The sequence below is a fragment of the Frigoribacterium sp. PhB160 genome (genome assembly GCF_003751785.1).
Lineage (GTDB): Bacteria > Actinomycetota > Actinomycetes > Actinomycetales > Microbacteriaceae > Frigoribacterium.
In genome coordinates, this window is record NZ_RKIE01000003.1 from 42,167 (window position 1) to 62,693 (window position 20,527).

Annotated in this window: 19 protein-coding genes; 10 read left to right on the forward strand and 9 right to left on the reverse strand. The window is 73.7% G+C overall.

Features of this window, described 5'->3' with window-relative positions:
* Positions 1-171 precede the first annotated feature (171 nt).
* Positions 172-1,218, forward strand: coding sequence for a low specificity L-threonine aldolase (locus tag EDF38_RS13190; RefSeq protein ID WP_233572461.1), 1,047 nt, complete (start codon positions 172-174; stop codon positions 1,216-1,218).
* Positions 1,219-1,840: 622 nt separating this feature from the next.
* Positions 1,841-2,440 carry a nitroreductase family protein gene (locus EDF38_RS13200; protein WP_123356167.1) on the forward strand — a complete coding sequence of 200 codons (600 nt, stop codon included), beginning with the start codon at positions 1,841-1,843 and terminating at the stop codon, positions 2,438-2,440.
* Between the two features lie 67 nt (positions 2,441-2,507).
* Here the strand turns inward: EDF38_RS13200 and EDF38_RS13205 are convergent, their stop codons facing one another.
* Together EDF38_RS13205 and EDF38_RS13210 are read right to left on the reverse strand one after the other, a co-directional pair.
* Positions 2,508-3,734 (reverse strand): HAMP domain-containing sensor histidine kinase, encoded by a 1,227-nt coding sequence (locus EDF38_RS13205; RefSeq protein ID WP_123356169.1) that lies wholly within the window; start codon positions 3,732-3,734, stop codon positions 2,508-2,510.
* A complete protein-coding gene (locus EDF38_RS13210; RefSeq protein WP_123356171.1) occupies positions 3,731-4,384 on the reverse strand; it encodes a response regulator transcription factor in 654 nt (217 codons plus the stop codon). Before EDF38_RS13210 ends, EDF38_RS13205 begins: the two co-directional genes overlap by 4 nt.
* A gap of 155 nt (positions 4,385-4,539) precedes the next feature.
* Between EDF38_RS13210 and EDF38_RS13215 the strand changes: the two genes are divergently transcribed.
* From EDF38_RS13215 to EDF38_RS13240, 6 genes are all read left to right on the forward strand, one after another.
* Positions 4,540-5,079, forward strand: a complete 540-nt coding sequence (locus EDF38_RS13215; protein ID WP_123356173.1) for a hypothetical protein — start codon at positions 4,540-4,542, stop codon at positions 5,077-5,079.
* Positions 5,076-5,609, forward strand: a complete 534-nt coding sequence (locus tag EDF38_RS13220) for a hypothetical protein (RefSeq protein ID WP_123356174.1) — start codon at positions 5,076-5,078, stop codon at positions 5,607-5,609. Before EDF38_RS13215 ends, EDF38_RS13220 begins: the two co-directional genes overlap by 4 nt.
* Positions 5,606-6,694 carry a peptidoglycan-binding protein gene (locus tag EDF38_RS13225; protein WP_123356176.1) on the forward strand — a complete coding sequence of 363 codons (1,089 nt, stop codon included), beginning with the start codon at positions 5,606-5,608 and terminating at the stop codon, positions 6,692-6,694. Before EDF38_RS13220 ends, EDF38_RS13225 begins: the two co-directional genes overlap by 4 nt.
* Complete coding sequence (locus tag EDF38_RS13230; RefSeq protein ID WP_370275638.1) at positions 6,691-7,545, forward strand: ABC transporter ATP-binding protein; 855 nt, start codon at positions 6,691-6,693, stop codon at positions 7,543-7,545. Before EDF38_RS13225 ends, EDF38_RS13230 begins: the two co-directional genes overlap by 4 nt.
* On the forward strand, positions 7,542-8,750 hold the full coding sequence (locus EDF38_RS13235; RefSeq protein ID WP_123356178.1) for an ABC transporter permease: 1,209 nt from the start codon (positions 7,542-7,544) through the stop codon (positions 8,748-8,750). Before EDF38_RS13230 ends, EDF38_RS13235 begins: the two co-directional genes overlap by 4 nt.
* Before the next feature lie 61 nt (positions 8,751-8,811).
* Positions 8,812-9,429 (forward strand): phosphoribosylanthranilate isomerase, encoded by a 618-nt coding sequence (locus EDF38_RS13240; RefSeq protein ID WP_123356180.1) that lies wholly within the window; start codon positions 8,812-8,814, stop codon positions 9,427-9,429.
* A gap of 9 nt (positions 9,430-9,438) precedes the next feature.
* Here the strand turns inward: EDF38_RS13240 and EDF38_RS13245 are convergent, their stop codons facing one another.
* Positions 9,439-11,628: an ATP-dependent Clp protease ATP-binding subunit gene (locus EDF38_RS13245; protein ID WP_123356182.1), complete on the reverse strand. Its 2,190-nt coding sequence runs from the start codon at positions 11,626-11,628 to the stop codon at positions 9,439-9,441.
* 130 nt (positions 11,629-11,758) lie between these two features.
* Between EDF38_RS13245 and EDF38_RS13250 the strand changes: the two genes are divergently transcribed.
* A complete protein-coding gene (locus EDF38_RS13250) occupies positions 11,759-12,217 on the forward strand; it encodes a pilus assembly protein CpaE (RefSeq protein WP_123356184.1) in 459 nt (152 codons plus the stop codon).
* Positions 12,218-12,254: 37 nt separating this feature from the next.
* Here EDF38_RS13250 and EDF38_RS13255 read toward each other — a convergent pair whose 3' ends face one another.
* From EDF38_RS13255 to dnaK, 5 genes are all read right to left on the reverse strand, one after another.
* Positions 12,255-13,388 (reverse strand): methyltransferase, encoded by a 1,134-nt coding sequence (locus EDF38_RS13255; protein WP_199734747.1) that lies wholly within the window; start codon positions 13,386-13,388, stop codon positions 12,255-12,257.
* Between the two features lie 19 nt (positions 13,389-13,407).
* Complete coding sequence (locus EDF38_RS13260; RefSeq protein WP_123357001.1) at positions 13,408-13,845, reverse strand: heat shock protein transcriptional repressor HspR; 438 nt, start codon at positions 13,843-13,845, stop codon at positions 13,408-13,410.
* Between the two features lie 36 nt (positions 13,846-13,881).
* A complete protein-coding gene (locus EDF38_RS13265) occupies positions 13,882-14,889 on the reverse strand; it encodes a DnaJ C-terminal domain-containing protein (RefSeq protein ID WP_123356186.1) in 1,008 nt (335 codons plus the stop codon).
* A gap of 122 nt (positions 14,890-15,011) precedes the next feature.
* Positions 15,012-15,710, reverse strand: coding sequence for a nucleotide exchange factor GrpE (locus EDF38_RS13270; RefSeq protein ID WP_233572463.1), 699 nt, complete (start codon positions 15,708-15,710; stop codon positions 15,012-15,014).
* A gap of 6 nt (positions 15,711-15,716) precedes the next feature.
* Positions 15,717-17,588 (reverse strand): molecular chaperone DnaK, encoded by a 1,872-nt coding sequence (gene dnaK, locus EDF38_RS13275; protein WP_123356188.1) that lies wholly within the window; start codon positions 17,586-17,588, stop codon positions 15,717-15,719.
* Between the two features lie 269 nt (positions 17,589-17,857).
* On the opposite strand from dnaK, the gene EDF38_RS13280 reads away from it, so the two are divergent.
* Positions 17,858-19,240 carry an MFS transporter gene (locus EDF38_RS13280; RefSeq protein ID WP_123356190.1) on the forward strand — a complete coding sequence of 461 codons (1,383 nt, stop codon included), beginning with the start codon at positions 17,858-17,860 and terminating at the stop codon, positions 19,238-19,240.
* A gap of 77 nt (positions 19,241-19,317) precedes the next feature.
* Here EDF38_RS13280 and EDF38_RS13285 read toward each other — a convergent pair whose 3' ends face one another.
* The gene (locus tag EDF38_RS13285; RefSeq protein WP_123356192.1) at positions 19,318-20,514 is read right to left on the reverse strand and encodes a glycoside hydrolase family 1 protein; all 1,197 of its coding nucleotides are present in this window, start codon (positions 20,512-20,514) and stop codon (positions 19,318-19,320) included.
* Between the last annotated feature and the right edge of the window lie 13 nt (positions 20,515-20,527).

The following is a 20,527-nucleotide window of genomic DNA, read 5'->3' on the forward strand; positions in this document are numbered from 1 at the left end:
ACTGAGGGCCGCCCTGCTCGCGGACAGGAGCGGCACGGCCGAGAACTGTTCACACTCTACGTGTGACATTCGCATTTCACAAGGGTGATGAACCTGCGCGGCCTGTCTGCGCCTCCTCGACCCGCGCCTCCTCGATCCGCCCGACGAGCCCCGGCACGGCAGGATGGACGGGTGACGCGACTCCACGACCCCTCGGCCCACACGTTCGCCTCCGACAACTACGCCGGCGCCCACCCGGAGGTGCTGCAGGCCCTGGTCGACGCCAGCGGCGGCCACGTCGGCTCGTACGGCGCCGACCCCTACACGGCCCGGCTGCGCGAGGTCGTGGTCGAGCAGTTCGGCGAGGGCGCCGAGCTCGACCCGGTGCTCACCGGCACGGGGGCCAACGTCGCCGCCCTGCAGGCTCTCGTGCCGCGGTGGGGCGCGGTCGTCTGCGCCACGACGGCGCACGTCTACACCGACGAGGGCGGCGCGCCCGAGCGGCTCGGCGGCATCAAGCTGCTCACGGTGCCGACGCCCGACGGCAAGCTGACGCCCGAGCTGATCGACCGGCAGGCCTTCGGCTGGGGCGACCAGCAGCGTCCGCAGCCCCTCGCCGTGACCATCACCCAGAGCACCGAGCTCGGCACGGTCTACACGCCCGACGAGATCCGCGCCGTGACCGACCACGCCCACGCGCTCGGCATGCGGGTGCACCTCGACGGCGCGCGCCTCGCCAACGCCGCCGCGGCTCTCGGCCTGCCGCTGCGGGCGCTGACGCGCGACGCGGGCGTCGACTCCGTGTCGCTCGGAGGCACGAAGAACGGCCTGGTGCTGGGCGAGTCGGTCGTGACCTTCTCCGAGGAGGCGCGGGCCGGCCTCGTCTACCTCCGCAAGATGGACGCCCAGCTCGTCTCGAAGATGCGCTTCGTCTCGGCCCAGTTCCTCGCGATGCTCGAGGGCGACCTCTGGCGGCGGTCCGCGGCGAGCGCCAACGCCCGGGCGGTGCGACTGGCGGCGGGACTGGCCGACCTGCCCGGCGTGACGATCACGCAGAGCGTCGACGCGAACGCCGTCTTCGTCGTGCTGCCGCGCGAGGTCGTCGAGCCGCTGCGAGCCGCCCACCACTTCTACGACTGGGACAGGCAGACCGGCGAGGTGCGGCTGATGTGCTCCTTCGACACGACCGACGAGCACGTCGACCGGTTCGTCGACGACGCCAGGGCGCTGCTCACCTAGCCCCTGGACACGAACCCTCCTCCTGTGAGGGACGGGTCGCGGCGACCACGCAGTCCTTCCGCATCGACGGGGCCCACCTCGTCCCCGTCACGGCCGTCCCGGTCCCGCAGGGCCTCGAGGCCCTGCCGGTCGAGGACCCCGTCCGGCTCCGGAGCGGCTCGTCGGCGCCCGTGCCGCTCGGCGTGGAGACGGCCTCGGCGCTGGGCTCGCTCTCGGCCACGCTCACCCCCACCGCCCCCGCGGGCACGCACGTCGACGACCTCGAGGGGGAGCTCACGACCTGGCTGCGCCGCCCGGGCGGCGAGTGGGCCACGACCGACCTCGTCGTCGCCGACGGGATGACGACCCGGGAGGACGGCACCGTCAGCGTGTCCGTGCGGAGCAGGGGCGAGGTCGACCTGCCCGCCGGCTCGCAGCTCCGGTGGTCGCCCTCCCTCACGGTGTCGGCGGACGCCCCGAACGGCCCGGCGGCCCTGGCCTGGCGGCTCACGGGCACGATCGACGGACGCTCCGTGACGACCGGGGGCCAGGCCCGGGAATCCCGGCGCGCCGAGCGAGGTTGGCGTGGGGGCGGCCCGACGGCGCGCCGCTCCCCCGCTCGTCCCCCACGAAAGCCGATGCCATGTCGCTCACCGAGACCCCCTCGTCCACCTCGCGATCCGCCGAGACCAGCGTGCCCATCACGCCGCTGCTCGACGAGCGCTGGAGCCCCCGCTCCTTCGACCCGACCGCGGTCCTCACCGACCAGCAGCTGGACGCGCTGCTCGAGGCCGCCCGCTGGTCGCCCTCGGCCAACAACTTCCAGCCCCGCCGCTTCGTGGTCGGCCGCCGCGGGACCGAGACGTTCGAGGCGATCCACTCCGCCCTCGTCGGCTTCAACGCGGCCTGGGCCGGCAACGCCTCGGCCCTCGTCGTCGCGATCGCCGAGACGTCGACCGTCGAGGGCGACCTGCGCCCGACCGCCGCCTACGACCTGGGCGCCGCGATCGCGCACCTCACGGTGCAGGCGCACGCCGAGGGGCTGCACACCCACCAGATGGCCGGCGTCGAGTGGGAGAAGATCGTGGCGGCCTTCGGCCTCACCGACAACCTCTCCCCCCTGACGGTCACGGCGGTCGGCACGGTCGCCCCGGCGACCGAGCTCGCGGAGGCGCTCGCCGAGCGCGAGGTCGCCCCCCGCAGCCGCCTGCCCCTGAGCGAGCTGGTGCTCGTCCGCGACTGACCCCCGCAGACCCCGGGAGGCGCGGTGCCGGTCGACCCGGCACCGCGCCTCCCTGCGTCCCCGGCGGTCAGCGCACGACGACCCGCAGGCCGCCCCCGCCGCGCGGCCCGACGTCCACCGACCAGCCGTGGGCCCGGGCGACGGACGCGACGATCGCGAGGCCGAGGCCGCTGTGGCGGACCGGCGGGGCGCCTCCGGACCGGTCCGGCCGCCGAGGGTCGTCGTGCCCCCGCGTGAACGGCTGGGCGAGGGCCGCGGCCACCGCGGCCGACACGACGGGACCCGTGTTCTCGACCACGAGCACGGCGTCCGGCGCCCCGTGCACGCGGACGCAGCCCCCCGGCACGTTGTACTCGACCGCGTTGTCCACGAGGTTGCGGACGAGCTGCCCGAGCAGCACGGCGTCGCCGCGCACCCGCGAGAACGTCCCGCGGGCCACGACGACCTCGACGCCGAGGTCGTCGGCCCGGTCGAGCTGGCCCGCCACGACCTCCCCGACGAGCTCGCCGAGGTGCACGTCGGCGTCCGCGACGACGCCGCGGTCGGCCGTCGCCAGGGCGAGGAGGCTCTCGATGAGGTGCTCGCTCGACCGGTTGACCTCGAGCAGCTGCTCGCGCGTCGCGACCACCTGCGCGGGCGTGGGGTCGTCGAGGCCGATCTGCAGCGCCGCGCGCTGCACGGCGAGCGGGGTGCGCAGCTCGTGCGACGCGTAGGCCACGAAGCGCCGCTGGGCCTCGAACGACGCCTCGAGCCGGTCGAGCAGCTCGTCGATCGTCTCGGCCACGCGGGCGACCTCGTCGCGGGGCCCGACGAGCCCGATGCGCTCGTGGAGGGTCGTCGCGGTGATGCCCCGGGCGGTCTCGACCACCTCGTCGAGGGGCCGCAGCATGCGTCCGCTGACGAACCAGCCGACCGCGGCCGCGAGCAGCGAGGCGACGACGACCCCGAGGCCCGACCAGAGCAGCTGCTGCCGGCGGAGGACGCCCGACACGAAGAGCTGCGGCGCCTCGGCCGCGAGGTCGCGGTCGCAGCCGTCCTCGCCGCAGCCCGTCCCCGTCTCGAGGAACACCGGCGGCGACGCGGCGGGCACGTCCGCCGCGTCGGACCCCAGCGACGGCACGGCGGCCATCGACACGGCCACGCCCTGCGAGGTCCCGGCCGCGACGCCGACCAGCACGAGGCCCGCCAGCAGGGCGAAGACGCCGCCGAAGGCGACGGCGGTGCGGGTGCGGATGCTCCACCGACGCGGCGACAGCGCGGCCGTCCATCCGTCGAGGGCCGGGACCGCGGTCACACCTGGTACCCGCGACCCGGCAGCGTGCGGATCGGGTCGGGGGCGCCGAGCTTGCGGCGCAGCTTGCTCACCGTCACGCGGACGGCGTTGGTGAAGGGGTCGACGTTGACGTCCCAGACCTTCTCGAGGAGCTCCTCGGCGCTGACGACGCGGCCGTCGGCGGCGAGCAGCACCTCGAGCACCATGAGCTCCTTCGTCGAGAGCCCGAGGTCGAGGCCGGCCCGGGTGGCGACGTGGCGGGAGGTGTCGAGCACGATCTCGCCGCGACGCAGCACCGGCGGCGAGGCCGGCCCGGACCGGCGGCCGAGCGCGCGCACCCGGGCGACGAGCTCGGGGTACTCGAAGGGCTTCGCCAGGTAGTCGTCGGCCCCGAGCTCGAGGCCCCGGACGCGGTCGCCCAGGTCGCCGGACGCCGTGAGCATGAGGATGCGCGTGGTGGCCCCCCGCTCCGCCACCGCCTGGGCCACGGCGTCGCCGTGCATGCCCGGCAGGTCGCGGTCGAGCACCACGACGTCGTAGTCGTTGACCGCCAGCAGCTCGTCTGCGTCGTCGCCCCGGTACGCCACGTCGACCGCCATCGCCTGCCGCGCGAGGCCCGCGGCGACGAGGTCGGCGAGGCTCCGTTCGTCGTCCACCACGAGCACCCTCATCGTCTCTCCTCGTGATCTCCGACCGATCGCCCCGCGAATCGGAGCCCTGCATGGAACATAGATGTCCGATGTTTCACGAGTGTAAGCACGAGACCTCGGATCGCGAAAGGGCCGGGGCGGTGGAGTGGTCGCCGTCCCCGATGGAAGGAACCCCCATGGACCTCTCGACCACCCCCTCCCCCCGGTCGGCAGCCCCGCGACGACGTCGACCGCTCCGCGCCGTCCCGGCGCTCCTGGCCGCGTCCGTGCTGCTGCCGGGCCTGCTCACGGCCTGCTCCTCCCCGGCGGCCGACGAGGCCGCATCAGGGGCGACGGCCTCCGACGCGGCCACCGTCGGCCAGTGCGTCCGCGATGCGGGCTACGACGTCGTCGACGACGACTTCGGCAACTCCGCCCTGGTCCGCCTCCCCGACGCGATCGAGCCCGAGACCGACGAGGCCGACGCGTTCTTCAGCGTCGTCTCGGACTGCCACGACGCGGCCGGCAGCGCCTCGCCTCGCCTCTCGGAGGGCGAGAAGGACGCCTTCGCGCAGAAGCTCGTGGAGATGGCGCAGTGCCTCCGCGACGAGGGCTTCGAGAACGTCCCCGACCCGGTCGAGGGCGTGTGGGAAGGGCCGGCGGAGTACGAGGGAGACCCGGCGTACGCCGTCGCGTCGGAGAAGTGCATGGCCGGCATGAAGGTCGCGGGCCGATGACGTCGACGAGGCCCGTCTCCCGACCGGGCCGGGCCGCCGCGGCCCGGTCGCTCCCCGCCGCGGCGCTCGGGCTCGCCGCCGTCGCGGTCCTCGCCGCGTGCACCGGCGTCGCGGCGTCGGACCCCGCAGGCTCGACCTCCCCCGGCACCAGCTGGTCGGCCGCCATGGGGTCGTGCCTGCGGGCGGCCGGACACGACGTCGCGGACGACGACCTCCACGAGGGGGTCGTCGCGGCGCCCGACGGGGTCGACCCCGACGAGTACGCGAGCAGCTTCGACCGGTGCCGGGACGGCCTGCCGGCCGACCTCGGCGGCGGGCGGCAGGAGCCGTCGGCCGAGGACGTGGCCGAGCGGCAGGCATCCGGGGTCGAGATCGCCCAGTGCGTCCGCGAGGCCGGCTTCCCGGACTTCGCCGACCCCGTCGACGGCGACTTCGGCCCGATGTCCACCGAGGAGTCGCCGCTCGCCCGGGCCCTCTGGGACTGCGACGCGATGCACGGGCTACACGCCGACGACGGGGCCGACCGATGAGGCGCGTCCCCGTCGTCCCGCTTCGTCGCGCGACCCGGGCCTGGGTCGCCCTCACCGCCGGGGCGGCCTGCCTCGGCGTCCTGAGCGGGTGCACCCTGCCCGCCGACGGGCCGCCGACGGCCGAGGCCAGCGCCGGGTCGAGCGCCTCCCGCCCCACCACCCCGGTCACCCGCGGCGACCTCGTCGAGGGCAGGAAGATCCCCGGCACGCTCGGCTACGGCACGCCCGTGCCGGTCACGTCGTCCGGGTCCGGCACCGTCACCGGCCTGCCGGGCTTCGGGGACGTGATCGGCCTGGACGGCGTCCTCTACTCGGTGGACGAGCGCCCCGTCCGTGCCCTGCACGGGTCGGTCCCGATGTGGCGCACCCTCGAGCGGGGCCTCCGCGGCGCCGACGTCGACCAGCTCAAGGACAGCCTGCGCGCCCTCGCCCACGACCTGGCCGACGACGACCGCTTCGACCGGCGCACCCAGGTCGCCGTGACCGCGTGGCAGAAGCAGCGGGGCCTGGAGCAGACGGGACGACTCACCTCGTCCGACGTCGCGTTCGTGCCCGGCGACGTCCGCGTCGACGACCTCCGGGGCCGCGTCGGCGATCCCGCCGGCGAGGTGGTCTACGGGTACACCTCGACCGCGCTGGTCGCGGTCGCCTCCGTCTCGCCCGCCGACCTCGTCCGGTTCCAGGGCGGCGCCGCCGTCGACGTCGGCCTCGCCGACGGGACCCGCGTGCCCGGCACCGTGCAGAGCATCGGAGGCGACGTCGACAGCGGCTCGGGCGACGAGCCCGGCTCCGGCGGCGGCGGACAGAAGGCCACGCTCGTGGTGCACCTCGACGACCCCCTGCCCGAGGGCACCTCGACGACCGCGCCCGTCGACCTCCTCGTCGACGGGGAGTCACGGGAGGACGTGCTGAGCGTCCCCGTCACCGCCCTGCTGGCGACCGCGGACGGCTACGCCGTGGAGAAGGCCCACGCCGACGGCTCGACGACCCGCGTCCCCGTCGAGCTCGGCTTCTTCGCGCAGGGCCGGGTCGAGGTGATCGGGGACGACCTCTCCGACCGCGACGACGTGGTGGTGCCGTCGTGAGCGGGCTCGAGACGGCGACCTCCCCGCTCGACCCGGCCCGCGCCTCCTCGTCCGTGGCCGGGTCGGCCTCGCCGCCGACCGCACCCGTGCTCGAGCTGACCGGCGTCACGAGGGTCTACGGCGAGCTGGCCGCCCTCGGCGGCGTCGACCTCGTCGTGGGGCGGGGCGAGTTCGTGGCCGTCGTCGGCCCCAGCGGGTCGGGCAAGTCGACGATGCTCAACGTGATGGGCACCCTCGACCGGCCGACGGCCGGCTCGGTGCGCGTGGCGGGACACGAGATCGGCGACCTCGGCGACGACGCCGTGTCGCAGCTGCGGGCCGAGCACATCGGGTTCGTCTTCCAGCACTTCCACCTCGCCGCGGGGGCGACCGCCACCGAGAACGTCGCCGACGGCCTGCTCTACGCCGGCGTGCCGCGCCGCGAACGCGCCGAGCGGGCGCGCGCGGCGCTGGCCCGCGTCGGGCTCGGGCACCGCGTCGACCACCAGCCGCACCAGCTCTCGGGCGGCGAGAAGCAGCGCGTCGCCATCGCGCGTGCCGTCGTCGGCGAACCGACGCTCCTGCTGGCCGACGAGCCGACGGGCGCCCTCGACTCGGCCTCGGGATCGGCGATCCTGCGGCTGCTCGGCGACCTCAACGACGCCGGGACGACCATCGTCGTCATCACGCACGACCTCGCGCTGGCCGCGAGCCTGCCGCGGCAGGTGCGCATGCGCGACGGGATCGTCGACGACGTGTCCGGGCTCGACGCGGCGGGCCTCGCGGCAGTCCTGCCCGCGTCGTCGGGCTCGGCCGCCGAGGCCGCGGCGCGTGCGGCACACCCCTCGGGCCGGACGGGGGCGGCCTCGTGACCGCCCCGGCCGCCCGTCGGGCCGGACGCCTCACCGGGGGCGACCTCCTCCGCCTCGGGGTCTTCGGCCTCCGCACCCGTCCGACCAGGGTGGTCCTCTCCGCCCTCGGCATCGCGATCGGCATCGCGGCGATGATCGCCGTCGTGGGCATCTCGTCGTCGAGCCAGGCCTCGTTGGCCCGCATCCTCGACGGCCTGGGGACGAACCTCCTCGAAGCTGCACCGGGCACGGACGTCGGAGGGGACTCCGTGCCCCTGCCCGAGGAGGCCGTCGCGATGCTCGACCGTCGCGACGACGTCGAGTCCGCGGCCGGGGTCGGGCGGGTGGCCGACCAGAAGGTGTACCGCAGCGACCACGTGCCCGCGGCGGCGTCCGGGGGGATCACCCTCGACGTCGTGGAGGGCGACCTCACGGGCGTGCTGCGGGGCGAGCTCGCCTCGGGCAGCTGGTTCGGGGCGACGGCCGACGAGCACCCCCAGGTCGCGCTCGGGGCGACCGCCGCCGCGACGCTCGGGCTCGACCGCGTCGAGGGCGACACCCGCATCTGGATCGCCGGTCGGTGGGTCGCCGTCGTCGGCATCCTCGAACCCCTGGCCCTGGCGCCCGGCCTCGACGGCGCCGCGCTCGTGCCGGCGGCGGTCGCCGAGCACGAGTTCGGCTGGGACGGGCACCCGACGGAGCTGTTCGCACGCGCCGACCCGGACCACGTGGCCGAGGTGCGCGACGTGATCGCCCGCGCGGTGAACCCCGCCGCCCCCGGGGGCGTGGCGGTCAGCCGCCCGTCCGACGCCCTCGCCGCCCAGGAGGCGACCGAGGCGTCGTTCACGGGGCTGCTGCTCGGCATCGGGGGCGTGGCCCTGCTCGTCGGCGGGATCGGCGTGGCCAACACGATGGTCATCACGGTGCTGGAGCGCCGCGCCGAGGTCGGCGTGCGGCGGGCGCTGGGGGCCAGGAGGCGCCACATCCGCGACCAGTTCCTGGTCGAGTCGCTGCTCCTCTCGCTCCTCGGCGGCGTGGTCGGCGTCGTGATCGGCGCGGGGGTGACCGCCGTCTTCGCGGTGACGCAGGGCTGGCCCGTGACCGTCCCGGCGTGGGCGGTCGGCGGCGGGCTCGGGGCCACGGTGCTGATCGGCGGCGTCAGCGGCCTGTGGCCCGCCTCACGGGCCGCCCTCATCCCGCCGACGTCGGCGCTCGCGGCGGCCTGACGAGCGGCGCTCGCGGTGGCCGGGCGTCGGGCGGGCGTCGGGCGTCGGGCAGAATCGACGCATGCGCACCTGGGTCAAGATCTGCGGTCTCTCCACGACCGACACCGTCGACGCCGCCGTCGAGGCCGGCGCCGACGCGGTGGGGTTCGTCCTCGCGCCCGGCAGCCCCCGGACGGTCGACGCCGAGACGGCGCAGGCGTTGGCGGTGCGCGTGCCCGAGCACGTCACGGCGATCGGGGTGTTCCGCGGCCAGCGCATCGACGAGGTGATCGAGACGGCCCGCGCCGCCTCGCTCTCGACGGTGCAGCTGCACGGCGACGAGCAGCCGTCCGACGTGGCCGCCGCGCACGACGCCGGCCTCCGAGTCGTGCGCGCGGTCGACGTCGCGACCTACGCCGCCGAGTCCGAGGAGGCACGGCTCGCCTTCCGGGAGGACCTCCTCCTCATCGACGCGGTCACCCCCGGTGCCGGCGCCGGCTTCGACGCCGCCCCTCTCGTGGCGTCCCCGCCGCACCGCGAGTGGGTGCTGGCCGGCGGGCTGACTCCCGACGCCGTCGCGGCGCGGGTGGCCGAGCTGCGACCGTGGGGCGTCGACGTCAGCAGCGGGGTCGAGTCGAGCCGCGGGGTCAAGGACGTCGCGCTGATCCGCCGGTTCGTGGCGGAGGCCCGACGCCCCTGACCGCAGCGGTCACGCGAGGTCGTCGAGCGCCTCCGGCGACGGCTCCGCCACGATCTGGCGGACGACCGTCAGGCTCTCGCCGTCGTCGGCCACGTCGACGAGCACGGTGTCGCCGTCGACGATCGTGCCGCCGAGCAGCGCCATGGCGAGCTTGTCGTCGATCTGGCGCTGCATGAGGCGCCGCAACGGCCGGGCGCCGTAGATCGGGTCGTAGCCCCGCTCGGCGAGCCACGCCCGGGCGTCCGGGGTGACGGCGAGCGACAGGCGACGGTCGGTGAGGCGGCGGCCCAGGCGGTCGACGTACAGCGAGACGATCTGCCCCAGGTCGTCGGTCGACAGGGTCGAGAACACCACGATGTCGTCGAGCCGGTTGACGAACTCGGGCTTGAACGCCTGCCGCACGAGCCCCTGCACGAGCTCTTCCTTCTGCGGGTCGCTGAGGCCCGGGTCGGTGATGACCTGCGAGCCGAGATTCGAGGTCAGCACGAGGATCGTGTTGCGGAAGTCGACCGTGCGCCCCTGGCCGTCGGTCAGGCGACCGTCGTCGAGCACCTGCAGCAGCACGTCGAAGACCTCCGGGTGAGCCTTCTCGACCTCGTCCATGAGCACGACGCTGTACGGGCGACGCCGCACCGCCTCGGTCAGCTGCCCGCCGGCCTCGTAGCCCACGTAGCCGGGAGGCGCGCCCACGAGGCGGGACACGCTGTGCTTCTCCCCGTACTCGCTCATGTCGATGCGCACGAGGGCCTTCTCGTCGTCGAACAGGAAGTCGGCGAGGGCCTTCGCGAGCTCCGTCTTGCCGACCCCGGTGGGGCCGAGGAAGAGGAACGAGCCGGTCGGGCGGTCGGGGTCGCTGATGCCCGCGCGGGTACGACGGACGGCCTCGCTGACGGCCTGGACCGCGGCGCGCTGGCCGATGAGGCGCCTCCCCAGCTCGCTCTCGAGGTGCAGGAGCTTCTCGGTCTCGCCGCTCAGCAGCCGACCGACCGGGATGCCCGTCCAGGCCGCGACGACCTCGGCGATGTCGGAGTCGGTGACGCTGTCGCTGACCAGACGGTCGTCGGACTTCTCGAACGACTCGGCGTCGGCCAGGCGCTTCTCGATGTCGGGGATGCGCTCGTAGCTGATGCGGGCGGCGTCCTCGTAACGCCCCTCTCGGAGCGCCCGGTCGGCGTCGATGCGCGCCTCGTTGAGGTCGCTGCGGAGGGTGCCGACGCCCTGCAGGGCGGCCTTCTCGGCCTGCCACCGGGCGTTCAGGTCGTCGTAGGCGGCCTGCTGCTGGGCGAGCTGCTCGCGGAGCGTCGCGAGCCGCGCCTGGGCGGCGTCGTCCTTCTCCTTCTTGAGGGCGAGCTCCTCGATCTGCAGCCGCACGAGGCCGCGATAGAGCTGGTCGAGCTCGACGGGCGACGAGTCGATCTCCATCTTGAGCCGCGACCCGGCCTCGTCGACGAGGTCGATCGCCTTGTCGGGCAGCTGACGGCTCGGGATGTACCGGTTCGACAGGGAGGCGGCGGCCACCAGGGCCCCGTCGGTGATCGTCACGCCGTGGTGCGCCTCGTAGCGCTCCTTCAGCCCGCGGAGGATGGCGACGGTGTCCTCGACGCTGGGTTCGCCGACGTAGACCTGCTGGAACCGGCGCTCGAGGGCGGCGTCTTTCTCGACGTACTGGCGGTACTCGTCGAGGGTGGTGGCGCCGATGAGCCGGAGCTCGCCGCGGGCGAGCATGGGCTTGAGCATGTTGGAGGCGGCCACCGAGCCCTCGCCGCCGCCCGCGCCCATGAGGGTGTGCAGCTCGTCGATGAAGGTGATGACCTGGCCGTCGCTCTTCGTGATCTCGCTGAGCACGTCCTTCAGGCGCTCCTCGAACTCGCCGCGGTACTTCGCTCCCGCGACGAGGGCGGCCAGGTCGAGGCTGATGAGCCGCTTGTCCTTCAGACTGTCGGCGACGTCGCCCTCGACGATGCGCTGGGCGAGCCCCTCGACGACGGCCGTCTTGCCGACGCCCGGCTCGCCGATGAGGACGGGGTTGTTCTTGGTGCGCCGGGTGAGCACCTGGCTGACCCGGCGGATCTCGGCGTCGCGGCCGATGACCGGGTCGAGCTTGCCGCTGCGGGCGACGGCCGTGAGGTCGACGCCGTACTTCTCGAGCGCGCTCTTCTGCTTCTCGGTGGAGGCGGGTGCGCCCTGCATGTTCGCCATGATCGTTCCCTCCAGGACTTGAGTGGACCAGACTCAAGTTTACGCACACGATCTCCCGACGCAAGACGTCGCGATGGTCGGGTCCGTTCGTCTGGGAGCACGCACCAGACGTCGAGGGCAGGATGTCGGCATGATCGACGTCGACCTCGCCCGCCGCCTCCGAGACGCCGGCCTCCGCTGGCGTCCCGCCCCGGGGGACCGCTTCGTCGTCGAGCGCCTCGTCGACAGCGACGAGGGCGTCGGCGACGTGTTCACCATCAGCGACATGACCATCGAGGCGCACGAGCACCCGACCGGCACCGTGCTCGGCTTCAACGGCACGACCGAGTGGGCCCTCGACTCGGTCGCCGCCGAGGACGCGCTCTGGCTCCCGCGCGAGGACCAGCTCCGTGAGCTCCTCGGACGGTCGTTCGTGGGCCTGAGCCGGGTCTTCGTCGACGACGAGCACGTCGCCTACGAGGTGCGCGTCCTCGACCGCGACTCGTCGACGGGCGACGAGGTCCACGCGGCCGACGACGCCGAGACCGCCTACGCGCACGCCCTCCTGGCCTACGTCGACGCCTCCCTGCGCCTGGGCGAGATCGAGTAGCGACCGCCCGGCCCCGCGACGACGCGGGGCCTCGGGGTCAGCGGCGGGTCGAGACCGTCACCGTGAACTTGGGCCCCCGCGCCGCCTGACGCGTCGGACCGACGGTGCGCTCGAGGGCCGCGCGGTAGCCGAGGTGCGAGTTCCAGACGCACCAGAGCTCCCCGCCCGGCCGCAGCAGCCGGGCCGCGCCGTCGAACAGCTTGTGGGCGATGCCCGCGTGCACGGCGGCCCCGACGTGGAACGGCGGGTTGAGCAGCACCAGGTCGGCGGAGCCTGCGGGGAGCGAGGCGCCGGCGTCGTCGCGCCGCGCCTCCACGCGTCCGGCGACGCCGTTGGCCTCGGCCGTGAGCCGGGCCGAGGCGACGGCCGCCCACGACTGGTCGGTCGCGACGACCCGGGCCGCCGGATGCGCGAGGGCGAAGGAGGCGCCGAGCACTCCCGTGCCGCAGCCCAGGTCGACGACGTGCGCCGCCTGCGCGAGCCCGGGCGCGTCCGCCTCGGCCGAGAGCGCCGCCAGCAGCGCGCGCGTGCCGACGTCGATCGAGGTCCCGGCGAACGCCGCGCCGTGGGCCACGACGACGAGGTCGCCGTGGCGACGTCGCTGCGGCCACGCCGGGTCCCCGGATCCGGGTGACGGCGACGTCGCGGTCAGCACGCGCGACTTCTGCCGGGCGAGGCCGGCTCGCACGTCGCCGAAGTGACGGCCGAGCACGCCGTTCATGGCGATCGTCATGTGCTTGACCCTGCCGCCCGCGACGACGACGACGTCGGGATGCGCGTGGGCCGCGACGAGCTCGGCGATCTCGTCGAGGGCGTCGAGGCCCCGGGGCAGCTGCAGCAGCACGACGCGGGCGTCGGCGACCAGGTCGGGCTCGAGGGGCAGCGACCGCCAGCGCGCCTCGACCCCCAGGGCCTCGGCGTTGGCGGCCAGCGCGAGCTCGCCGGAGAGGGCGTCCTGGTGGACGCGCAGCTCGGCGCCGTCGACGAGGTCGGACGCACCGAGGGCGAGGGCGCCGTGACGGTCGCCGATGACGACGACGCCGTCCGGGTGGGCGACCACCGCCTCGCGCGCCGTGTCGAGCAGCAGCCGGTCGGTCGCGTCGTACGCGACGAGCTCGGGGGCCTCGACGTCGGGCCACCGGCGGAGCTGGTCGAAGTCGATCACCCGCACACGTTACCGGCAGGCAGGCTCAGCGCAGGGGCCGCCAGACGACGACCGAGGTCTGCCGGGACGGCCGCGTGCCGTGCCGCAGGGGGACGACGCCGCTCTCGCCCGCGGCGAAGACCCGGGCGCCGGGCCGTGTGACGAGCTCGTCGGCGAGGGCACGCTCGAGCTCGCGCACCCGCGACTGCAGCGCCGTCACCTGGTTCTCGAGCTCGAGGATGCGCCGGATCCCCTCCAGCGAGACGCCCTCGCCCCCGAGCCGGGCGACCTCGCGCAGCTGCACGACGTCGCGCATCGAGTAGCGCCGGGACTTGCCCGCCGTGCGCTGCGGGACGACGAGGCCGAGGCGGTCGTACTGCCGGAGCGTCTGCGCGTGCATGCCCGTCAGCTCGGCCGCCGCGGCGATCGCGAAGACCGGAGAGTGCTCGTCGAGGGGCCACTGCGTGGCGTCGGGTCGGTCCATCGTCTCCACCTCCGGTCGCGGGTCGGTCTGGTCGGTCTAGCCCCGGGCGCGGACGATCAGGTCGTCGCGCGGGTTCTCGGCGGGCAGCGCCGCCGCGAGGGCCTCGACCGCCTCGCGGGCCTTGTCGCTGAGGTGCGAGGGCACGGCCACCTGCACCGTCGCGAGCAGGTCGCCGGTCGACGACTTGGTCGAGACGCCGCGGCCCTTGACCCGCAGCACTCGGCCCGACGGGGTGCCCGGCGCGACGCGCAGCCGCACCGGCTCGCCGCCGAGCGTCGGCACCTCGATCGTGGCGCCCAGCGTCGCCTCGGCGAAGGTGACCGGCACGTCGAGGCGCAGGTTGGCGCCGTCGAGCTCGAACACGGGGTGCTTGCGCACGGCGATGGTGAGCACCATGTCGCCGGACTCGCCGCCGTCGGGGCTCGCCTCGCCCTTGCCGCGCAGGCGGATCTTCTGGCCGTCGTGCACGCCGGCGGGGATGCGGACCTTCATCGGCCGGCCGTTCGCACCCTGCAGCGAGATGGTCTCGCCGACCACCGCCGTCTGGAAGTCGAGGGTCGTCGTCGCTGTCATGTCGCGCCCCTTGGCGGGCCCGCCGTAGCCGCGGAAGCCGCCGCTCGTCTGGCCGAAGCCGCCGCCTCCGAACATGCCGCCGAAGATGTCGTCGAACCCGCCGCCGCCCTGCTGGTACCGGGGACGCTGGCCCGCGCCTGCTCCGGCACCGCCGCCGAACATGGTGCCGAAGACGTCCTCGAACCCTCCGCCCGCGCCTCCTGGTCCGCCGCTGCCCGCGGTGAAGCGGGCTCCGCTGCCCATGGCACGCACCTGGTCGTACTCGCGCCGTTGCTCGGGGTCGGAGAGCACCGAGTTCGCCTCGCTGACCTCCTTGAACTTCGACTCGGACGCGGCGTCGCCGGGGTTCGAGTCGGGGTGGTACTTGCGCGCGAGCTTCCGGTAGACCTTCTTGAGCTCGGCCGGCGTCACGTCCTTGGAGACGCCGAGGATCGCGTAGAAGTCCTTGTCGAACCAGTCCTGACTCGCCACCGGGCACCTCCTTCCTGTGATCTCGGTCGGCGCCGTGCGCCGACCCGAAGAGAATGTGGGAGGCGGTGGGCACCCCCTCGAGGACGCCCACCGCCGGTCGCGACCTGCGTCGCGGATGGTGCTTACTGCGGGGTGTGGACCGCGACCTTGGCGGCCCGGATGACCCGGTCGCCGATCTTGTAGCCCGGCTCGATGACGTCGGCCACCGTGTTCACGGTGACGTCCGCGCTCGGCAGCTGGACCAGCGCGTCGTGCATGCTCGGGTCGAAGACCTCGCCCTTCGCACCGACCTGCGTCAGCCCGAACTTGTCGAGCCCGCCGCGGATCTTCTGGGCGATGACCGTCATCGGGCCCTCGGCCAGGTCGCCGTGCTGCTCGGCCCGGGCGAGGTCGTCGAGCGCGGGCATCAGCGAGCGGACGACCTCGGCCACGACCGCGTCGCGGTTGGCCTCGCGGTCGCGCTCGACCCGGCGACGGAAGTTGACCAGCTCGGCCTGTGCCCGGAGCATGTCCTGGCGCATCTCGGCGACCAGGTCGACGCTCGCGCCGTCGAGGATGGCCTCGTCCTCGGCGCTGAGCGCCTCGGCGGCCATCTCCTCCGCGGCGGCCGCGGCCCCGGCGGGGGCCTGGGCCCCCGCCGGCACCTCGACGTCGGGCGCCTCGGCGTCGACCAGCTGCTCCGGGTCGGTGACGTCGGCGGTGCCGCCGTCCTCCGACGGAGCGGCCGGCTCGGGCCGCAGCTCGCCGGTCTCCGGGTCGATGCGTCGCTTGTCGTTCACGACGGGCTCCTCGTCGGGAGCGCGGTTCTGCTCGTCAGTCATCAGCCCCTACTTCTTGTCGGTGTCGTCGTCGTCCACGACCTCGGCGTCGACGATGTCCTCGTCGTCGGCCGGGGCCTGGTCGTCGGCGGGAGCGCCCTCGGCGCCGGGGGCGCCGGCCTGGTCGGCCTGGCCCTGCGAGTAGATCGCCTGGCCGAGCTTGCCCTGGCTCTCGTTGAGCTTGTCGAAGGCGGGCTTGACGGCGGCGGGGTCGTCGCCGGCGAGGGCCGTCTTGAGCGCGTCGACGTCGGCCTGGACCTCGGACTTGACGTCCTCGGGCAGCTTGTCGTCGTTCTCCTTGATGAGCTTCTCGATCGAGTAGACGAGCTGCTCGGCGTTGTTGCGCACCTCGTTCTCCTCGCGACGCGCCTTGTCCTCCGCCGCGTGCTCCTCGGCCTCGCGGACCATGCGCTCGATGTCGTCCTTCGACAGCGACGAGCCGCCGGAGATGACCATCGACTGCTCCTTGCCGGTGCCCTTGTCCTTCGCGGACACGTGCACGATGCCGTTGGCGTCGATGTCGAACGTGACCTCGATCTGGGGCACGCCGCGCGGGGCGGGGGCGATGCCGGTCAGCTCGAAGGTGCCGAGGTTCTTGTTGTCGCGGGTGAACTCGCGCTCGCCCTGGAAGACCTGGATCGCGACGGACGGCTGGTTGTCGTCGGCCGTCGTGAAGGTCTCGCTGCGCTTGGTCGGGATGGCCGTGTTGCGCTCGATGAGCTTGGTCATCGCGCCGCCCTTGGTCTCGATGCCGAGGCTGAGCGGGGTGACGTCGATGAGGAGGACGTCCTTGCGCTCGCCCTTCAGCACGCCGGCCTGGAGGGCGGCGCCGACGGCCACGACCTCGTCGGGGTTGACGCCCTTGTTGGGCTCCTGGCCGCCGGTCAGCTGCTTGACGACGTCGCTGACGGCCGGCATGCGGGTGGAGCCGCCGACGAGCACGACGTGCGAGATGTCGGAGACCGCGACCCCCGCCTCCTTGATGACGTCGTTGAAGGGCTTCTTGGTGCGCTCGAGGAGGTCGCTGGTCCACTGCTCGAACTGCGAGCGGGAGATGGTCTCGTCGAGGTTGAGGGGGCCGTCGGCGGTCAGCGTCAGGTAGGGGAGCTGGATGCTCGTCGAGGTGCTCGACGAGAGCTCCTTCTTGGCCTGCTCGGCGGCCTCCTTGAGGCGCTGCTTGGCGATCTTGTCGGTGGAGAGGTCGACGCCCTTCTCCTTCTTGAACTTCTCGATGAGGTGCTCGACGATGCGGTTGTCCCAGTCGTCGCCGCCGAGGCGGTTGTCGCCCGAGGTGCTGCGCACCTGGATGGTCGAGAAGTCGTCGTCCTTGCCCACCTCGAGGAGGGAGACGTCGAAGGTGCCGCCGCCGAGGTCGAAGACGAGGATGAGCTCGTCCTCCTTGCCCTTGTCGAGGCCGTAGGCGAGCGCCGCCGCGGTGGGCTCGTTGATGATGCGGAGCACGTTGAGGCCCGCGATCTCGCCGGCCTCCTTCGTGGCCTGGCGCTCGGAGTCGTTGAAGTACGCCGGCACGGTGACGACCGCGTCGGTGACGTCCTCGCCGAGGTACTGCTCGGCGTCGCGCTTCAGCTTGCCCAGGATGCGGGCGCTGATCTCCTGCGGGGTGTACTTCTTGTCGTCGACCGCGACGGTCCAGTCGGTGCCGATGTGGCGCTTGACCGAGGCGATGGTGCGGTCGACGTTGGTGACGGCCTGGCGCTTCGCGGTCTCGCCGACGAGCACCTCGCCGTCCTTCGTGAAGGCGACGATCGAGGGCGTGGTGCGGAGGCCCTCGGCGTTCGCGATGACGGTGGGCTCGCCGCCCTCGAGGACGCTGACGACCGAGTTGGTGGTTCCGAGGTCGATTCCTACTGCACGGGCCATGTGCTGTTCTCCTTCGTGGTGCGGGTGATGCGGGAAGTCAGGGGGCCGACGTGCTTGAGTCGGCCGGGCTCAACTTTACTCACGCTCGGTGGCGAGTCAAGCCGTGAACCTGAAAGTTGAGCCAGAACGACTCAAGGAGCCCCCTTGCCCGCCCGCGCACGTGCCGTGTCGCGTCCCGCCGGCCCCCGGCGCACGTCTCGCCGAGGGCCGACCCGCGCTCCCGACGCACACCCCCCCGACGCGACACGCGCGGCCGCTAGGGTGACGCCATGACCGCCGCCCCGCCCCTGGCCGAGGCGTCGCCGATCCCCCGGCGCCGCGTGATCTCGTGGGCCCTGTGGGACTGGGGCTCCGCGGCGTTCAACGCCGTCGTCACCTCGTTCGTCTTCAGCACCTACCTCGCGAGCGGGGCGTTCGTCGCCCCCGCGGTCGTGGCCGCGGCCGGCGACGACGCCCGCAACCCCGCCCTCGTGCTCGCGAAGGCCGAGAACGCGACCGTCATCTCGACGGCGCTGACCGTGGCCGGCGTGCTCATCGCCCTCCTGGCCCCGGTGCTCGGGCAGCGGAGCGACGGCTCGGGGCGCCGCAAGACGTGGCTCGCGATCAACACCGGGCTCGTCGTCGTGGCGATGGTCGCGATGGTGCTCGTGGCACCGGCCCCGCCGTACCTCGTGTTCGGCGCAGCGCTCCTCGCGGCCGGCAACCTCTTCTTCGAGTTCGCGAGCGTGAGCTACAACGCGATGCTCGTGCAGGTCTCGACGCCGCGCACGATCGGCAAGGTGTCGGGCTTCGGCTGGGGCCTCGGCTACGTCGGCGGCATCGTCCTGCTCCTGCTGCTGCTCGTCGCGTTCCTCCAGAGCTTCGGCGTCGACGGACGCGGGGGCCTGCTCGCCGTGCCCACCGGGACCGAGGGAGGCGCGTGGGACGTCCGCCTCTCGATCGTCGTGGCCGCGGCCTGGTTCGCCGTCTTCGCGGTGCCGGTGCTGCTGGCCGTCCCGGAGCTGCCCGCCACGGCCACGGGCCCGCGGGCGGGGCTGCTGCGCTCGTACCGCCTCCTCGGCTCCACGATCGCGAAGCTCTGGCACACCAACCGGCAGGTGCTGCTCTTCCTGCTCGCCAGCGCCGTCTTCCGCGACGGGCTCGCGGCCGTCTTCACCTTCGGCGCGATCATCGCGGCGCAGGTCTTCGGCTTCTCGCCGAGCGAGGTCATCTACTTCGCCGTCGGCGCCAACCTCGTCGCGGGCATCGGCACCTTCGTCGGCGGCTGGCTCGACGACCGCCTCGGCGCGAAGGCGATCATCGTCGGGTCGCTCGCGGGTCTCGTCGTCGCGGCCGGGGGCGTGCTCGCCATCGGCACGGAGGCCCGGCTCTTCTGGGTCTTCGGCCTCGCCCTCGCGCTCTTCGTCGGGCCGATCCAGTCGTCGAGCCGGTCGTTCCTCGCCCGCGTCACGCCCGCGGGGCGCGAGGGCGAGATCTTCGGCCTGTACGCGACGACGGGACGGGCGGTGAGCTTCCTCGCACCCGGGCTCTTCACGATCTTCGTGGGCGTCACGGGCGACACGCGCTTCGGCATCATCGGCATCGCCCTCGTCCTGCTCGCGGGGCTCGTGCTGATGCTGCCCGTGAAGGCGGTGCAGCGCTCGATCGACTGAGCGCGCCCCGCGCACTCGCGCACCCCGACACACACCCCCGACGCCCGCTCCTCCCCCGGGGCGGGCGCTCCTGCCGGCTAGGCCCCGGCCCGCGTGGCGCGCTCGAGACCACCGCGGCGGGCGACCTCGCCGTACCAGCGCGCGCTCGGCTTGGGGGTGCGCTCGAAGGTGTCGCGATCCCAGGCGATGAGGCCGAAGGTGGGCCGGAAGCCGCTGGCCCACTCGTAGTTGTCGAGGGCGCTCCAGTGCTGGTAGCCCAGCACCTCGACACCCTCCTCGATGGTGTCGTGGACGCCCTCGAGGGCGCCCTGCGTGTACGCGATGCGTCGCTCGTCGTCGGCGGTCGCGATGCCGTTCTCGGTGACCATGACGGGCACGTGGCCGCTGAGCTCCCACGCGCTGCGGATGCCCTCGGCCGCGGCGGCGGGCCAGAACTCCCACCCGGTCAGCGTCGTCTCGAGGCCCTCGGCGACAGGGCGCGGACCCTCGGGCCCGACGAAGGTCTGCGTGTAGGCCTGCACGCCCACGAAGTCGTCACCCGCCGCCATCTCGCTGTACCAGTCGTCGCGGACGTAGCCGTACTCACGGGCCTTCTCCGCGGCGCCCGGCTCGTCGACCGCCTTGAACGCCTGGGTCGCGACGGTCCAGCCCGACCTGAGCCCGTCGACCTGCGACAGCACCTCGCGGCTGCGCCTGTGCGAGGCGAGCAGGGCATCGGCCACCTCGAGGTCGGGGGCCGGGAGGCCGTGCGCGACGAGGTTCGAGGCGTCTTCTCCCCCGGCCAGCATCGCCGCGATGTTGGGCTCGTTGATCGTGCAGACGTACCGCACGCCCTCGCTGACGACCGGGAGGGCGAGCTCGGTGTAGCGCGCGAAGAGGTCGGCGGCGTCGGGCGCCCGCCAGAAGCCGTCGCGCTCGAACCAGCGCGGGACGGTGAAGTGCATCAGCGTCACGATCGGCTCGACGCCGAACTCGTGGCAGGTCTCGACCATGCGGCGGTAGTGCGCGATCTCGGCCTTCGAGACGACGCCGCGCTCGGGCTCGATGCGGGCCCACTCGATGCTGAAGCGGTAGCTGTTCAGGCCGAGCTCGGCGAGCAGGCGGATGTCGTCGCGGAACCGGTGGTAGCTGTCGGCCGCGTCGCCGCTCGGCTCGACGATCGTCGTGCCGGGTGCGTGCTCGTGCACCCACCAGTTCGAGTTCACGTTGTTGCCCTCGATCTGGTGGGCGGCGGTCGCGGCGCCCCAGAGGAAGCCGTCGGGGAAGGTCAGCATGCGTGTCCGTTCA

Bases quoted from the DNA above. Each gene is read 5' to 3' on its own strand.
- EDF38_RS13250 (WP_123356184.1), top strand. From the start codon at position 11,759: ATGATCGACGTCGACCTCGCCCGCCGCCTCCGAGACGCCGGCCTCCGC.
- EDF38_RS13240 (WP_123356180.1), top strand. From the start codon at position 8,812: ATGCGCACCTGGGTCAAGATCTGCGGTCTCTCCACGACCGACACCGTC.
- EDF38_RS13260 (WP_123357001.1), bottom strand. From the start codon at position 13,845: ATGGACCGACCCGACGCCACGCAGTGGCCCCTCGACGAGCACTCTCCG.
- EDF38_RS13215 (WP_123356173.1), top strand. From the start codon at position 4,540: ATGGACCTCTCGACCACCCCCTCCCCCCGGTCGGCAGCCCCGCGACGA.
- EDF38_RS13200 (WP_123356167.1), top strand. From the start codon at position 1,841: ATGTCGCTCACCGAGACCCCCTCGTCCACCTCGCGATCCGCCGAGACC.
- dnaK (WP_123356188.1), bottom strand. From the start codon at position 17,588: ATGGCCCGTGCAGTAGGAATCGACCTCGGAACCACCAACTCGGTCGTC.
- EDF38_RS13270 (WP_233572463.1), bottom strand. From the start codon at position 15,710: ATGACTGACGAGCAGAACCGCGCTCCCGACGAGGAGCCCGTCGTGAAC.
- EDF38_RS13225 (WP_123356176.1), top strand. From the start codon at position 5,606: ATGAGGCGCGTCCCCGTCGTCCCGCTTCGTCGCGCGACCCGGGCCTGG.
- EDF38_RS13210 (WP_123356171.1), bottom strand. From the start codon at position 4,384: ATGAGGGTGCTCGTGGTGGACGACGAACGGAGCCTCGCCGACCTCGTC.
- EDF38_RS13285 (WP_123356192.1), bottom strand. From the start codon at position 20,514: ATGCTGACCTTCCCCGACGGCTTCCTCTGGGGCGCCGCGACCGCCGCC.
- EDF38_RS13280 (WP_123356190.1), top strand. From the start codon at position 17,858: ATGACCGCCGCCCCGCCCCTGGCCGAGGCGTCGCCGATCCCCCGGCGC.
- EDF38_RS13245 (WP_123356182.1), bottom strand. From the start codon at position 11,628: ATGGCGAACATGCAGGGCGCACCCGCCTCCACCGAGAAGCAGAAGAGC.
- EDF38_RS13220 (WP_123356174.1), top strand. From the start codon at position 5,076: ATGACGTCGACGAGGCCCGTCTCCCGACCGGGCCGGGCCGCCGCGGCC.